14 protein-coding genes and 2 pseudogenes are annotated in these 15,250 nt (G+C 62.7%); 10 read left to right on the forward strand and 6 right to left on the reverse strand.

All coding sequences use genetic code 11. From position 1 onward, the window contains the following. Positions 1-10: 10 nt before the first annotated feature. From JCM21793_RS02320 to JCM21793_RS02340, 5 genes are read right to left on the reverse strand one after another with little or no spacing between them, the layout of a single operon-like run. Positions 11-1,153, reverse strand: a complete 1,143-nt coding sequence (locus JCM21793_RS02320) for an acyl-CoA dehydrogenase family protein (protein WP_025029336.1) — start codon at positions 1,151-1,153, stop codon at positions 11-13. Further along, positions 1,153-1,965, reverse strand: coding sequence for an enoyl-CoA hydratase family protein (locus JCM21793_RS02325; RefSeq protein WP_007010705.1), 813 nt, complete (start codon positions 1,963-1,965; stop codon positions 1,153-1,155). Before JCM21793_RS02325 ends, JCM21793_RS02320 begins: the two co-directional genes overlap by 1 nt. After that, positions 1,962-2,438 carry a MarR family winged helix-turn-helix transcriptional regulator gene (locus JCM21793_RS02330; protein ID WP_007010704.1) on the reverse strand — a complete coding sequence of 159 codons (477 nt, stop codon included), beginning with the start codon at positions 2,436-2,438 and terminating at the stop codon, positions 1,962-1,964. Before JCM21793_RS02330 ends, JCM21793_RS02325 begins: the two co-directional genes overlap by 4 nt. Further along, positions 2,432-3,190: an SDR family NAD(P)-dependent oxidoreductase gene (locus JCM21793_RS02335; RefSeq protein WP_007010703.1), complete on the reverse strand. Its 759-nt coding sequence runs from the start codon at positions 3,188-3,190 to the stop codon at positions 2,432-2,434. The genes JCM21793_RS02330 and JCM21793_RS02335 overlap by 7 nt, the downstream gene beginning before the upstream one ends. A 2-nt stretch (positions 3,191-3,192) precedes the next feature. Beyond that, positions 3,193-5,484, reverse strand: coding sequence for a bifunctional salicylyl-CoA 5-hydroxylase/oxidoreductase (locus JCM21793_RS02340; protein WP_025029337.1), 2,292 nt, complete (start codon positions 5,482-5,484; stop codon positions 3,193-3,195). Positions 5,485-5,718: 234 nt separating this feature from the next. Here JCM21793_RS02340 and JCM21793_RS02345 point away from each other — a divergent pair, with 234 nt between their 5' ends. The 8 genes and pseudogenes from JCM21793_RS02345 (at position 5,719) to JCM21793_RS02380 (ending at position 12,797) form a co-directional block, all read left to right on the forward strand. Next, the gene (locus tag JCM21793_RS02345) at positions 5,719-6,549 is read left to right on the forward strand and encodes a hormone-sensitive lipase (protein WP_025029338.1); all 831 of its coding nucleotides are present in this window, start codon (positions 5,719-5,721) and stop codon (positions 6,547-6,549) included. Positions 6,550-6,604: 55 nt separating this feature from the next. Further along, positions 6,605-6,841, forward strand: a complete 237-nt coding sequence (locus tag JCM21793_RS02350; RefSeq protein ID WP_007010700.1) for an Lrp/AsnC ligand binding domain-containing protein — start codon at positions 6,605-6,607, stop codon at positions 6,839-6,841. Between the two features lie 79 nt (positions 6,842-6,920). Beyond that, positions 6,921-7,603: pseudogene (locus JCM21793_RS23680) on the forward strand (D-lyxose/D-mannose family sugar isomerase). Between the two features lie 80 nt (positions 7,604-7,683). Next, complete coding sequence (locus JCM21793_RS02360) at positions 7,684-8,181, forward strand: hypothetical protein (RefSeq protein ID WP_025029339.1); 498 nt, start codon at positions 7,684-7,686, stop codon at positions 8,179-8,181. A 151-nt stretch (positions 8,182-8,332) separates the two neighbouring features. Beyond that, complete coding sequence (locus JCM21793_RS02365) at positions 8,333-8,608, forward strand: acyl carrier protein (RefSeq protein ID WP_007010696.1); 276 nt, start codon at positions 8,333-8,335, stop codon at positions 8,606-8,608. Then, a complete protein-coding gene (locus JCM21793_RS02370) occupies positions 8,609-9,823 on the forward strand; it encodes a beta-ketoacyl-[acyl-carrier-protein] synthase family protein (RefSeq protein WP_025029340.1) in 1,215 nt (404 codons plus the stop codon). Positions 9,824-9,961: 138 nt separating this feature from the next. Beyond that, a complete protein-coding gene (locus JCM21793_RS02375) occupies positions 9,962-11,218 on the forward strand; it encodes an imelysin family protein (protein WP_025029341.1) in 1,257 nt (418 codons plus the stop codon). Positions 11,219-11,276: 58 nt separating this feature from the next. Next, positions 11,277-12,797 carry a di-heme oxidoreductase family protein gene (locus tag JCM21793_RS02380; RefSeq protein WP_025029342.1) on the forward strand — a complete coding sequence of 507 codons (1,521 nt, stop codon included), beginning with the start codon at positions 11,277-11,279 and terminating at the stop codon, positions 12,795-12,797. On the opposite strand, the gene JCM21793_RS02385 is transcribed toward JCM21793_RS02380, so the two are convergent. Beyond that, a complete protein-coding gene (locus JCM21793_RS02385; protein ID WP_025029343.1) occupies positions 12,794-13,585 on the reverse strand; it encodes a GntR family transcriptional regulator in 792 nt (263 codons plus the stop codon). The two genes, JCM21793_RS02380 and JCM21793_RS02385, sit on opposite strands and share 4 nt — an antisense overlap. A 244-nt stretch (positions 13,586-13,829) precedes the next feature. Here JCM21793_RS02385 and JCM21793_RS23685 point away from each other — a divergent pair. Beyond that, a pseudogene (locus tag JCM21793_RS23685) lies at positions 13,830-14,576 on the forward strand (N-acetylmuramic acid 6-phosphate etherase); the annotation flags it as partial. A gap of 183 nt (positions 14,577-14,759) precedes the next feature. Next, on the forward strand, positions 14,760-15,250 hold a 491-nt coding region (locus JCM21793_RS02395; RefSeq protein WP_025029344.1), incomplete at its 3' end, for an SIS domain-containing protein.

The following is a 15,250-nucleotide window of genomic DNA, read 5'->3' on the forward strand; positions in this document are numbered from 1 at the left end:
GTTTCCTCCCTCATTTTCCAATCTGCCGGGCAATCACGACCTTCTGGACGTCTGATGCGCCCTCATAAATGCGGAGCGCCCTGATCTCCCGGTACAGGCTCTCTACAATATGTCCGCGGCGCACACCGTCGCCGCCATGAATTTGCACTGCCTTGTCGATCACCTCCTGCGCCCGGTCGGTGGCAAAGAGCTTCGCCATTGCCGCTTCGCGGGTCACGCGCGGCGCACCCATGTCCTTGGTCCAGGCGGCGCGGTAGATGAGGAGTGCTGCGGCGTCGATGTCGAGCGCCATCTCGGCGATGTGTCCCTGCACCATCTGCAGATCAAACAACGGCGCACCAAAGAGCTCGCGGCTGCCGGCGCGGTCCAGCGTCTCGTCCAGCGCCCGGCGTGCAAAGCCGAGTGCGGCCGCACCCACGGTCGAGCGGAACACGTCGAGCACCGACATGGCAATCTTGAAGCCTTCGCCCGGCCTGCCGATCATCGCGGAGGCGGGCACGCGCACATCGTTGAAGGCAAGCCGCGCCAGCGGATGCGGCGCGATCACGTCAAGGCGCTCCGCGACCTCCAGCCCCGGCGTGTCCGCAGGGACGAGGAAGGCGGAGATGCCTTTGGCACCCGGCGCTTCGCCGGTGCGGGCAAAGACCGTGTAGAGATCGGCGATGCCACCATTGGAAATCCAGGTCTTTTCGCCGGAAAGAACGTAGTCATCGCCATCGCGCGTGGCGGTCATGTCCATGTTTGCCACGTCTGAACCGGATCGCGGTTCCGACAGGGCGAAGGCCGAGATCGTCTTGCCGGCACGGGTCCTGTCGAGCCATTGCTGCTGCTCCGGCGTGCCGAACAGGCTGATCGCGCCGGTGCCGAGCCCCTGCATGGCGAAGGCGAAATCTGCCAGCCCGTCATGGCGGGCCAGCGTTTCGCGCGTCAGGCACAGCGTGCGCACGTCGAGCGGGCCGGGATTGTCGGTGTCGAGCGCGGTGGGTTTGAGGAAACCGGCTTCGCCGAGCCGCGCAACGAGGTCGCGGCAGGCAGCGTCCACATCGCTGTGGTCGACGGGGAGGTTTTTGCCGCACCATGCGTCGAGTTTATCGGCCCAGTCGCGGTGGCGCTGTTCGAAGAAGGGCCAGTCGAGGAAGGAGCGGTCAGGCATCAATCCCCCTCGAACACCGGTTTTTCCTTGGCGACAAACGCCCGGTACGCCCGCTCGAAATCCTTTGTCTGCATGCAGATGGCCTGTGCCTGTGCTTCGGCCTCGATGGCCTGTTCGAGACCCATCGACCACTCCTGGTTGAGCTGTGTCTTGGTGATGCCATGGGCAAAGGTCGGACCGGCGGCGATGCGCGCGGCCATGCTCAGGGTCTCCGCTTCCAGAGCATCGGCAGAGACGAGCCGGTTGTAAAAGCCCCAGCGCTCTCCTTCTTCGGCGCTCATGGAGCGGCCGGTGTAGAGCAGTTCCGCCGCACGGCCCTGACCGATGATGCGCGGGAGCATGGCGCAGGCGCCCATGTCGCAGCCGGCGAGCCCGACGCGGGTAAAGAGGAACGCTGTCTTTGCCTCCGGCGTCGCAAGCCGCAGGTCCGATGCCATGGCGATGATGGCGCCAGCGCCCACCGCCACGCCATCGATGGCGGAGATGATGGGCTTGTTGCAGGCGATCATCGCCTTGACCAGATCGCCGGTCATGCGGGTGAAGGCGAGCAGGCCCTTCATGTCCATATCGACAAGCGGGCCGATAATGTCGTGCACATCTCCGCCCGAGCAGAAATTGCCGCCATTGGAAAGGAACACCACCGCGTCCACGTCATCCGCATAGGGCAGGGCGCGGAATGTGTCGCGCAGTTCAGCGTAGGATTCGAAGGTGAGCGGATTCTTGCGGTCTGGCCGGTCGAGCTGGATCAGCGCGACATTGCCTTCCATACGCCAGATGAAGTGTTTCGGTTTCAGGCCTGCCATGGTGCTCATACGCCGCCCTCCCAATTGCTTTCGAATGTCTTGAGCGTGCCGGCAAGCGCCCGCGCCTCATCCTCCGGCAGACTGCCGAGAAGCTCGTCGACCCAGCGCTCATGTGCTTCGGCCATCGCCGCGAAGGCTTCCTTGCCGGCCGGTGTCAGCTTTATGATGGAGGTGCGGCGGTCGCCATCGCGCTTCGTGCGGCTGGCCAGACCATCCGTTACCAGGCGTTCCACGATGCCCGTCACATTGCCGTTCGAGACCAGAAGGAAGCGCGAGATGTCACTCATCGCCATGCCCTCGGGAGCGCGGTCGAGGGCCGACAGCACATCGAAACGCGGCAGGGTCGTGTCGAAGCGGGTCTTGAGCCTTTCGCGCAGAACGGCTTCGATGAGACGCGAGGCGCGCAGAATCCTGATCCACAGGCGCAGGCGTTCCTTTGCCGGTGCGCCGCTGCGGACGGAAGCCAGGGGAGCGCTTACCATGTTTCACCTCCAGAGATTGAAATCGACTGGCCGGTGACCGACGAGGCGGCCGGACTGACGAGCCACAATGCTGCCGCCGCGACCTCTTCCGGCTGGATCAGCCGGCCATGGGGATTGGCTTCGACAAAGCCCCTGCGGGCCTCCTCGTGGCTGCGCCCGGTCTTCTCGACCACGCGCTCGATGGATTCTTCCAGCATCTCGGTTTCCACGTAACCGGGGCAGATGGCGTTGACCGTCACGCCGGTCTTGACCAGTTCCACGGAAAGCGCCCGCATGAGCCCGATGACGCCGTGCTTCGATGCGACATAGGGCGCGACATAGGCATAGCCCTTGAGGCCGGCGACGGAGGCGACGAAGATGATGCGTCCGCTGCCGCGTTTGGCCATGGGCGAAAGCGCTGGCTTCACGCTTAGAAACGCTCCCGTCATGTTGACGTCGAGGATGCGGTTCCAGTCTTCGAGTTTCGTGCGGTGGGCGGGCGCGCTGGAGGCCGTGCCTGCATTGGCGATGACAATGTCAAAGGGTCCGCGCGCGGCTTCCGCCACCTCATAGAGTGCCTGCATGGAGGCTTCGTCGGTCACGTCGGCGGTGAGCGCGTGGATGCGCTCGTGCCGGGCCGCGACCTTTTCGAGAGGCTCGGCCCGCCGCCCGCAGATCGTAACGTCGATGCCGGCTTCCGCGAGGGAGAGCGCGATCGCTTCGCCGACGCCCGTTCCGCCGCCTGTGACGAGTGCGTGGCGGGTTGCGTTCATCGTCAAACCTTCCCCGTCATCTGTTCGGCCCGCTCAGCGAGCCGGTAGAGCTGATCGCGGCCTGGCAGGTAGGGATCGGGCCAGGTCACGCCGCGATCACCAAGCGATGCCGCGGCATGCAGTGTCCAGTAAGGATCGGCCAGATGCGGGCGGGCGAGGCAGACAAGGTCGGCCCGGCCGGCCATCAGGATCGAATTGACATGGTCGGGCTCGTAGATGTTGCCCACGGCCATCGTCGCCATGCCGGTTTCGTTGCGGATGCGGTCGGAGAACGGCGTCTGGAACATGCGTCCATAGACGGGGCGGGCGCGCTTCGAAGTCTGGCCCGCGGAAACGTCGCAGATGTCGACGCCGGCTTCCTGCAGCATGCGGGCGATCTCCACGGCCTCTTCCGGTGTCACGCCTTCATCGCCCACCCAGTCATTGGCCGAGATGCGCACGGAAATGGGCTTGTCGTCTGGCCAGACGGCACGAACCGCATGGAAGATTTCCAGCGGATAGCGCATGCGGTTTTCAAGGCTGCCGCCGTAGTCATCCTCGCGCCGGTTGGTGAGCGGCGAGATGAAGGACGACAGGAGATAGCCGTGGGCGCAGTGCAGTTCGAGCATGTCGAAACCGCAGCGCTCGGCCATCTGGGCAGCCGCGACGAACTGGTCGCGCACCATGTCCATGTCGTTGCGATCCATGGCTTTCGGTGTCTGGTTCTGCTCGGACCAGGACACTTCGGAAGCAGCCAGAACCGGCCAGTTGCCGTCTTTCAGCGGAGCGTCCATTTCTTCCCAGCCAAGCTGGGTCGAGCCCTTCGGGCCGGAATGGCCGATCTGCGCACAAATCTTCGCATCCGTCTCCCGATGAACGAAATCGACGATGCGTGTCCATGCGACCTCATGCTCGGGTTTATAGAAGCCGGGACAACCGGGCGTGATGCGGCCCTCGGGGCTGACACAGGTCATCTCGATATAAACCAGGCCGGCACCGCCCTTGGCGCGCTCGCAGTAGTGCACCATGTGCCAGTCGGTCGGTGAGCCGTCGACGGCCTTGTACTGGGCCATGGGTGACACGACCACGCGGTTTTTCAGCGTCAGGCCGCGCAGTTTGTAGGGCGCGAACATGGGCGGGCGGGCGGCATTGTCTTCCGCGCCGGCCTGCTGCTGGAACCAGCTTTCGGCGTCCGCAAGCCATTCGGGGTCGCGCAGGCGCAGGTTTTCATGGCTGATGCGCTGGGAGCGGGTGAGCAGCGAATAGTTGAACTGCACCGGATCGAGATCGAGATAGCGCTCAACCTCCTCGAACCATTCCAGCGAGTTGCGCGCCGCCGACTGGAGACGCAGCACTTCCAGCCGCCTTGCGTCTTCGTATTTGTCGAAGGCTTCCTTCAGCGTCGGCTCGGTGTGGAGATATTCGGCCAGGGCAATGGCGCTTTCGAGCGCCAGCTTGGTGCCCGAGCCGATGGAAAAGTGGGCGCTGGCAGCGGCGTCGCCCATCAGCGCGATGTTTTCGTGCGACCAGCGCTCGCACAGCACGCGGGGGAAGTTGATCCACGCCGATCCGCGAATGTGGTTGGCATTGGTCATCAGGCTGTGGCCACCCAGATGATCCTTGAAGATCCGCTCGCAGACCGCGATGGATTCCTGCTGGCTCATCTCCCCGAAGCCGAACTTCTCCCAGGTTTCCGGGCCGCATTCCACGATGAAGGTCGCGGTCTCGTCATCGAACTGGTAGGCGTGCGCCCACACCCAGCCATGCTCGGTCTTTTCGAAGATGAAGGTGAAGGCGTCGTCGAATTTCTGATGCGTGCCGAGCCAGACGAACTTGCACTTGCGCACGTCGATGTCGGGCTTGAACACGTCGGCGAAGGTGGTTCGCGTGCGGGAGTTCAGACCGTCTGCCGCCAGCACCATGTCGTGTTCGGCCATGAAGGGGCGGGGATCGTCGATTTCCGTCTCGAACTGGAGATTGATGCCGAGCTCGCGGGCGCGCTCCTGCAGGAGAATGAGGAGGCGCATGCGGCCGATGCCGCAGAAGCCGTGTCCCGTGGAGAGCGTGCGCACGCCCTTGTGCACCACCGCGATGTCGTCCCAATAGGCGAAATGCTCGCGGATGCGTTCGGCACTGACCGGATCGTTTTCGGCCAGATTGTCGAGGGTTTCATCCGAAAGCACCACGCCCCAGCCGAATGTGTCGTCGGGCCTGTTTCGTTCGAAAACCGTGATGTCGTGAGCCGCGTCGCGCAGCTTCATCGAGATTGCGAAGTAGAGGCCCGCCGGGCCACCGCCGAGAACAGCAACTTTCATGCTCGCGCTCCTTCCTCCCAGGATCGCTTAACACCTGGCTTGTAAGCTTGGAGCATTGCACCGGACCGGGAACATTTCAAGTATGAAATTTTAAGGTTGAAATATATCCGGCCTGGGCGCAGTCTACATGACGTGCTGCAATGATGACAGAGTCTGGGATGACAGGGTTTGCGACCACGGGGCCTGCTAGAACGTCAGGCAGGCCGGCTCGCTTTACCACAGGGAGGAATGCTCGTGTTTTACCGCCAGGTTGCTGACTGGGACGACGCTTATGCCAATGGCGCAAACATTCCTCAGGGTGAGCGATGGCCCGGTGTCTGGGTCGAGCCCGCGCAGGCTTACCGCGACGCGCTTTCCGCTGCGGGACGGGCCAAGCTCGACATTCCGTACGGGGAAGGCGCGCGCAACCGTTTCGATCTCTTTCTGCCGGAAGGCCGGCCTGCCGGTCTGGTTGTCTTCATCCATGGCGGCTTCTGGCTGAAACTCGACAAGAGCTACTGGTCGCATCTGGCGGCCGGGGCGGTCGACAGCGGCTATGCGGTTGCCATGCCGTCCTACACGCTTTGCCCGGAGAACCCGATTGCAGGCATCGTGCGTGAAATCGGTGCAGCGGTTTCCGCTGCGGCGGAGCGCGTTGATGGACCCTTGATCCTGACCGGCCATTCGGCGGGCGGGCATCTTGCGTCGCGCATGGCCTGCGAGACCTCGCCACTGCCTTCGGGTGTGCGTGCGCGGTTGCGTCATGTCCTGTCCATTTCCGGCGTGCATGACCTGCGCCCGATGATGAAGACCGCGATGAATGAGGGGCTCAGGATCACGCCCGAGGAAGCACAGGCGGAAAGCCCGGCGCTGCTTGCGCCCATGCTTGGCGTCAAACTCACCTGCTGGGTTGGTGCCTCCGAGCGGGGCGAATTCCTGCGCCAGAACGCACTTCTGGCCAATGTCTGGGTCGGGCTCGGCGCGGAGACCGCGGCTGTGGAAGAACCAGACCGGCATCATTTCGATGTCATTGACGGACTGGCGGATTCGGATCATCAGATCGTCCGCTGTCTGTTGACAGCATGAGACTATGGGCCAAGTCTGGTCCGACCCCGTTTAGCATCCGCTCCATGGAGCCCCTATGAGACCTGTCTTCGTTCAACTGCGCTGCAAGCCCGGCAAGACCTACGAGGTTGCCGATGAGCTTTACAAGCGCGAAATCGCCTCGGAACTCTACTCGACCAGCGGCGACTACGACCTGCTCATGAAGGTCTATATCGACGATGGCGTCGACATCGGAAAATTCGTCAGCGAGAATATTGCCAATGTGCCTGGCATCCGTCGCTCGCTCACCACGTTGACCTTCAAGGCATTCTGAGCAAACAAACGTCTTGGCGCGGCGCCCGGCTTGCGATACGAACCGACGATCTAAATCGGTTCGCATATGGGAGGCGGCGGTGAAACGGTCGAAAGTCAACGAGATTTTGCGCGAGGGAGACGCGTTCATCCGCTCCTTCGGCTACGTGATGCCGCCATTTGCAGACTGGACGCCCGACGAGATGAAACGGCGGCGCGAGTCGATCGGCGGCATTGTCGATGCGAGACTCGGCTGGGACATCACCGACTATGGCGGCGGCGATTTCGACCGGAGCGGCCTGTTCCTCTTCACGGTGCGCAACGGCAATCAGGACGATTTGAAGCATGGCCGCGGCATGCTCTATGCCGAGAAAATCATGATCTCCCGGCGCGACCAGGTTGCGCCGATGCACACCCATGCCATCAAGGCTGAAGACATCATCAACCGCGGCGGCGGCACGCTCTGCATCGAGCTTTTTGCGTCGGATGCCGATGGCAAGATTGACCGGACGGCCCCGGTCAGCGTGCCCACGGACGGCATGATGCGCCGCGTGGATGCAGGCGGTGTCCTGAGACTGCAGCTGGAGAGAGCGTTACGCTCCTGCCCGGTGTCTGGCATGCCTTCTGGGGCGAGAAGGACGATGTGCTGATCGGTGAGGTTTCAACCGTGAACGACGACGTGACGGACAATATTTTCGCCGACCCGATCGCGCGGTTTTCCGAGATCGAGGAAGACGAAGACCCCTATCGGCTGCTCGTTTCGGATTACCCGACCTGGCTCTGAGGGAACCCGCACCATGGTGTGCCCGTTGCCTTCCGTGGCAGAACATGTTTTCTGCGCGACGGAACATACGGGATTGAATCATGAGCTTGAGCACTGCGGCGCGGCCGGGATCGGTCGATGCCAGATTTCACTGGATCGCAGCACTGGCGCTGGCAGTGGCATTTGCCCTGCAGACCCCACTTTCTGCACAGGGCCTGCAGAGCGAAGAGGCTATCGATGCCATCGTTGGCTCCGAGGTAAAGACCGAAGAGGTCGAGGCCGAAACGGCGAGCGCGCGCATCGTAGCGGCGATCGGCGCAACGGCGGAGAACGCCGAGCGGGTGCGCAAGACCTTTTCGCTGGAAGAGATCGACATCGTCTTCCTTCCGGATCTGGATGAAAAGAAAAGCGAGATCGCCTCGGTGATTGCCGAACACGAGGATGAGATTCGCCTGCTGCGCGAGTCGATTGAGGGCAGCGCGCTGTTTTTCCATGCGGTGGATTCGCGCTCGATCCAGCTCAAAGACGTGGTCGCGCTCGAATATGCCGACAATGGGGCCGTAACAATCTTCGTGAAAGGCGGTGCAAACGGAAACTGACTGTGCGGTGTCGGCGGATATGCACCGCATACCCTTGCCGCTTGCCCCGCTTTGGTTTCTTATGGCTGCAGATTGTCAAGAGTAGAGTGCGGACGACTTGCCCCGCGATATCACAGCCGGCGCAAAAGCAAGCAGTCCCAGGAGATGTTTCATGAATGCTGAAGCCAGTTTGAGCGCAGACGAGATCGGCAAGACGATCCTGGAGAAGATCAAGACCCACGCGCAGGACGATGTCGAGACCATCACGCTCGATACGCCACTGGCCGACCTTGGCATTCATTCCCTCGAACTCACCGAGATCATTTTCGATGTCGAAGACGAGTTCAATATCGAGGTGGAGATGAACACCGCTGAAGCCTGGGAGAACATGGAAACGGTCAAGGACATCGTTGCCGCCGTTCGTGAACTGGTGGACGCCAAGAAATAAATGACAGCGCCGCGCATCGTCATAACCGGCATCGGCGGCATTTGCGCGCTTGGAACCGACGCCCCGGCCATCTGGTCGGCCATGCGGGCCGGTCGTCCTGCCATCGGACCAATCACCACCGCAGCACTTCACGAACTGAAAGTGCGCATCGGTGCCGAGATCAAGGATTTGCCGGATCACGGGATCGACCGGAAACGGCTCGTGACCATGGACCGCTTCAGCCTTCTTGCGGCGATCTCCGCCCAGGAAGCGCTGAGCCAGTCGGGTTTTACGGTTGACGCATCGAACACGCACCGTGTGGGGGCCGTCGTCGGCACAGGCGTTTGCGGCTGGGAAGCCATCGAAGACAGCTATCGGGCCATTCTCCTTGAGGGGAAGCCGCGGACCGGAATTTTCACGGTGCCGCGTGTCATGCCGGGCGCTGCCGCCGGGCAGGTCAGCATGACGCTTGGTCTGCGCGGGCCTGTTTTCGGCGCGACGTCTGCCTGTTCATCATCCAACCATGCAATATTGGCCGCTGCCGATCAGATCAGGCTCGGCCGGGCCGATGTCATGCTTGCCGGTGGTTCGGACGCGCCGCTGATCTACGGCATTCTAAAGGGATGGGAAGCGCTGCGGGTCCTTGCATCCGAGACCTGCCGGCCTTTCTCGGCCGACCGTAACGGGCTGGTGCTCGGCGAAGGCGCCGGCATTGCCGTTCTCGAAACGCTGGAACACGCAAAGGCGCGCGGTGCAACTATTCTGGCCGAGCTTGCCGGTGGTGGCATGTCCGCCGATGCCTCGGATATTGTGGCTCCAACAGTCGACGGGCCGGTGTCCGCCCTCAAGGCGTGTCTGGATGAAGCCGGCCTTTCGCCTGCCGATGTCGATTACATCAATGCGCATGGCACCGGCACCAAGGCCAACGACAAGATTGAAACGGAGGCGATCAGGCGCGTGTTCGGCGCGCATGCGGAGAAGCTCTCCGTGTCTTCGACCAAATCGATGCATGCGCATTGCCTGGGCGCATCCGGTGCGCTGGAACTGATCGCCTGCGTCATGGCGATCCGGGATGGCGTGGTGCCTCCCACGGCCGGTTACCGGGAGGCCGATCCCGACTGCGATCTGGACGTGACCCCAAATGAGGCGCGCAGGCGGGATGTGCGCGTGGCGCTCAGCAACGGGTTTGCGTTTGGCGGCACCAATGCGGTGATCGCTGTCAGAGCGATGGAGTAGCCCCGCAAAAGCGACGCCGGGGTTGCCTTCATAAACCTGATAATCTAAATCCACATTATTTGATGGCCGTCAATGGCCGCAGGTCGATCGCATGTTTTCTGCGGTCGATGATCTGGATTGGACGAGAGGGGAAGTCACATGAAGCGTCGTTTACTCATCGGTACCGCACTCGCAGCCGTCATGGCATCGCCGGCTGTTGCAGCCGAGCCGCAGGAGGTGGTTTCCACCTATGCAGACATTGCGCTGGCCACCTATGAAGACAGCCTGAAGACCGCGAAGACGCTGCGCGAAGCGGTGAACCGGCTGGTGGAGGCGCCGTCTGAAGAAACGATGGCAGCCGCCCGTGAAGCCTGGCTCGCGGCGCGTGTTCCTTACCAGCAGAGCGAGGCTTATCGCTTTGGCAACGCGATTGTCGATGAATGGGAAGGCAAGGTGAACGCCTGGCCGCTCGATGAGGGCCTGATCGACTATGTCGACGCGAGCTACGGCACGGAATCCGATGCCAACGAATTCTACACGGTCAATGTGGTCGCCAACGACAAGGTGAGCGCCGGCGGTACGGAGATCGATGTCTCCGAGATCACGCCCGAGGTGATCCAGTCGCTTCACGAGGCTGGCGGCATCGAGGCGAATGTGGCCACGGGCTACCACGCCATCGAGTTTCTCCTCTGGGGGCAGGATCTCAACGGAACGGATGCTGGCGCCGGCGCGCGCTCCCACACCGATTTCGATGCGGACAACTGCACCGGCGACAATTGCGACCGTCGTGGACAGTATCTTCAGGCCGCTGCCGACCTCCTGGTCACCGATCTGGAAGAGATGGTGGCCAACTGGCAGACCGATGGCGAGGCGCGCGCGGAGGTGACGGCTGACCCGAAGGCCGGCCTGACCGCCATGCTGACGGGCCTTGGATCGCTTTCCTATGGCGAACTGGCAGGCGAGCGCATGAAGCTGGGCCTGCTTCTGAACGATCCCGAAGAGGAGCATGACTGCTTCTCCGACAACACCCACAACAGCCACTATTATGATCTCGTCGGTATCCGGAATGTCTATTTCGGTTCCTATGAGCGTGTCGATGGGTCCAAGGTTGAGGGTCCGAGCCTTGCCGACCTGGTGTCCGAGAAGGACCCGGCGCTCGCCGAAGAGGTGAAGGCGAAGCTCGACACCACGCTGGAGGCGATGACGGCTTTGAAGGAACGCGCCGAGGGCGGCGAAGCCTATGACCAGATGATCGGTCAGGGGAACGAGGAAGGCAATGCGGTCGTGCAGGCAGCCATTGACGGGCTTGTCGACCAGACCCGCTCGCTGGAGCGCGTGATTGTTGCACTCGACCTTTCCGGTATCGAACTCGAAGGCTCTGACAGCCTCGATAACCCCGACGCCGTTTTTGAGTGAGATCAATTCTGCACCGGGCCGCTTGTCGGCCCGGTGTCCGTTTGTATAGACCCTTTCCATGAACGCTTCTGTCCGCGCCGCGCTTCTGAGTGGCCTGATTTCTCTCGTGACGCTATCCGTTCAGGCGGACAGTCTGTCCCCTGGTTCCCGCGAAGATCTGAGCGAGAAGGATCGCAGGCGGGTGGAAAAGGTGACCCGGCCTGCGACCACTTTCGACAAGCCGGAACGTTTCGAGCGCATGTCTGCAGGCGCGACAACGTCGACGAAGCTGATCAATGCGGACGCGTTCTCGCACTCTTCCGCCAATCTGGAATTTGCCGAACTGGAGCGCTTCCTGCTCGGCAACGGTCTTTTCCGCAAGGACTGGGTTTCCTCGCCGTCGTCAACACAGGCTTCTGACGGTCTTGGACCGCTGTTCAACGCGCGGGCCTGCCAGTCGTGCCATATCAAGGACGGGCGCGGTCATGCGCCGGCGAGGCCGGAGGATTCGGCGGTGTCGCTGCTCGTGCGCCTGTCCGTTCCAGCGAACAGGGAACAGGAAGCGGCGATTGCAGACGGTCGTTTGGCGGCGGCACCTGACCCTGTCTACGGGCTGCAGCTTCAGGACCATGCGGTGGCCGGGCTCAATCCCGAGGGCCGTGTCGCGATTACCTATGAGGACGTGCCGGTGGCGCTTTCCGGGGGCGAGACGGTCACACTGCGCAAGCCGACGCTTCGGGTCGCCGAACCCGGTTTCGGCCCGATGCGCGATGATCTGATGATGTCGGCGCGCGTCGCGCCGCCGATGATCGGGCTCGGTCTTCTGGAAAGCGTGCACGAGGCCGACATTGTCGCCTGGGCCGACCCCGACGATGAAGATGGCGACGGTATTTCCGGACGCGCGGCAAGGGTGCGCGACGTGGAGGGCCAATGGAAGCTTGGCCGCTTTGGCTGGAAGGCCATCGCGCCCACCATCGCCGAACAGACGGCAGGCGCGTTTTCCGGCGATATGGGGCTTTCGACCCCGCTTGCGCCGGACCATTGGGGTGACTGCACCGCGGTGCAGACCGAATGCCGGGCCCTGCCGCATGGCGCGCAGGAGCGACTGGGCGCCGAGGAAGTGCCGGAAGACCTGTTGAACCTCGTGACTTTCTATTCGAGCCACCTCGCGGTGCCCGTGCGGCGTGACGTGGATGACTCTGCGGTGCTTGCCGGGAAGAAGGTCTTTTACGACAGTGGCTGTGCCTCGTGCCATCGGCCGAAATATGTGACCCGGCGCGATGTGGACGATCCGGCCCTGCGCTTCCAGCTGATCTGGCCGTATACCGACATGCTGCTGCATGACATGGGCGAGGGGCTGGCCGATGGTCGCGGCGAGGGGCTTGCCGATGGCTATGAATGGCGCACGCCGCCGCTCTGGGGGATCGGCCTTACCGCGACGGTGAATGCGGAAGCGACCTTCCTGCATGACGGTCGTGCGCGGACGCTGCTTGAGGCCGTTCTCTGGCACGGCGGAGAGGCGCAGGCGGCGCGTGATCGCGTGGTCGACATGGCAAAGCAGGATCGGGACAATCTGATCCGTTTCCTGGAATCGCTTTAAGTTTCCCGGTGCAGATTGAGTTCGGCGACGAAGTCGAACCGGTCGCCTTTGAAGTGGGAACGGGTGAACTCCACCACGCGCCCTTCGACCGTGCGCGATATGCGTTCCAGAAAAAGGGCGGGCTCTCCGGCCTCGGCTTCGAGAAGGCGCGCTTCGAACTCCGGCAGGGCACATGCGCGCATGCGCTGCAGCGCCTTGTGCGGCCGCGCCCCGGCTGATGCCATGGACTCGTAGAGCGAGGTCCCCAGGGCTGAAAGGTCCGGCAGAAGGTCTGCCGGCACGATGGCCAGTTCGACCGCAAGCGGCAGGGCATCGGCAAGCCGCAGACGATGCAGCCGCAGCACGCGGTCGCCGGGCGAGAGACCGAGCGTCATGGCCTCCTGCGCCGAAGGGCTTGCATATTCGCGTGCCAGCCAGCGCGTTTCGGGCTTCCGACCATAGGAAAGCATGTCCTCGGTGAAGCTGGTGATCGCCGCCAGTGGCTGCTCGAAACGCTCGACCGGTGCGAGAACATAGGTGCCCGAGCCCCGGCGCTGTTCCAGCACACCCTCGCGCACCAGGAGCTCAATGCCGCGCCGCACGGTGACGCGCGAGAGTCCGGTCATCCCGGCCAAGAGGCGCTCCGACGGCAATGCGGCTCCGGTGCCCAGAGCATCGGTCTCGATCAGAAGCCGCAGCGCATTGGCGAGCCGGATGTAGCGCGGCGTCGCGTCGGCGGCATCGATTTCGATGCTCCGGGCGAGGAGTGCGCCGAGATCTTCCCTCGTTTCTGGAAGGGTATCTGTCATCGATTTGGCGGGCTCATCATCGTAGAAATGGTATTTATCTTATAAGTCCAATTATGGATTCTACGGAAACCCAATGCAAGCGGATTTGACCGGAAGCGCGCTGTCTTATTTCTGAAACAGGCAGATATAATGGTTGCGCGTAAATTCTGTTCAGGGGAATGGATTTTTGCAAGGATGCCTGATAAATCATTTGGTATTTAATTGGTCTATCAAAGACGGTCAGACCGCAACCAGAGAGCCGGCCATGACAACAGCGACAGAAACAGCAAGCCAGGCGTATCGTGACATTGAGCGGTTTTCGACCGCGGATATGCTGAGCGCCATGCTTGATGGTCAGCGGGCCGCGGTGGATGCGGCCGCTGCGGCACTCCCGGCGCTGGAAGAGGCTGTCGAAGCGGCGGCGAAGCGCCTGACGAGCCCGGAGAGCCGACTCATCTATGTGGGCGCCGGCACATCGGGCCGTGTGGCCATGCTGGATGCGGTCGAGCTTTATCCCACGTTTGGCTGGCCGGAGGAGCGCAGCCTTTTTCTGCTCGCCGGCGGCAGCATCAGTGTGGCTGAAGCGCGCGAAAGTGCCGAGGACGACACGGATGCGGGCAGAGCCGAGATCGACGCCGTCAACTGTGGTCCTCAGGACGTGGTCGTCGGGCTCGCCGCGAGCGGAAGCACGCCCTATACGCTGGCCGCAATCGAGGCCGCGAAGGCGCGCGGGGCGCTGACCATCGGCATCGCCAACAATCCCGGCAGCGCGCTTCTTGAGAGCGCTGATTGTGCGGTGCTTCTGGAAACGGGCGCGGAGGTGCTTGCCGGCTCCACGCGCATGGCGGCCGGCACCAGCCAGAAGATCGCGATGAACCTTTTTTCCACGGCGGTCATGATGCGGCTGGGCAAGGTTTATCGCGGCCGCATGGTGGACATGAAGCCCTCCAACAGGAAGCTGGTGCGCCGCGCTGTCGAGATGCTGATGCAGGTTGCCGACTGCGACGAGGCTTCGGCGCGGAGGGCGCTCGAGGAGACGGAATTCCACGTCAAGCCGGCAGTGCTCGTCCTGCGTGCCTTTCGGCGGGGGAGGCGAAGGCCGCCCTCGATCGCAATGGCGACGACCTGCACCGTGCGCTTGCCGAACTTGGCTGAATGGTCCCACATTTACCTACGAACCCACGGAAAGACTGACATGACTGACACGCCTTCCCTGATGTTTCAGGAAACCGCCGAGGCTGCCGAGGCGGTAGAGCGGCTTTTTGCGCAAGAGGCAAAGACCTTCGCCGAACTTGGCCGGGTGATTGCCGAGCGCGGACCCGCCGTGGTGAGCATGTCGGCGCGGGGCTCGTCGGATCATGCCGCGAGCTTCTTCAAATATCTGTTCGAGATCCACACGGGCATTCCCGTGGCCTCCATCGGCCCTTCGGTGGCGTCCGTCTATGACGCGTCGCTAAAACTGGAGCGCGCGCTTCACATCACGATTTCCCAATCCGGCGGGAGTCCTGACATCGTTGCCGCGCAGGCATCGGCCAAGAAGGGCGGCGCGGTGACGCTCGCTGTGGTCAACGTGGCCGACAGCCCGCTTGCGAAGGCGGCCGACATCGTCTTGCCGATCCATGCCGGACCGGAGCGGAGCGTCGCGGCGACCAAGAGCTTCATCGCGTCCGCAGCGGCACTTGCCGG

It is taken from the genome of Nitratireductor aquibiodomus NL21 = JCM 21793 (assembly GCF_000615975.1).
GTDB classification, from domain to species: Bacteria; Pseudomonadota; Alphaproteobacteria; order Rhizobiales; family Rhizobiaceae; genus Nitratireductor; species Nitratireductor aquibiodomus.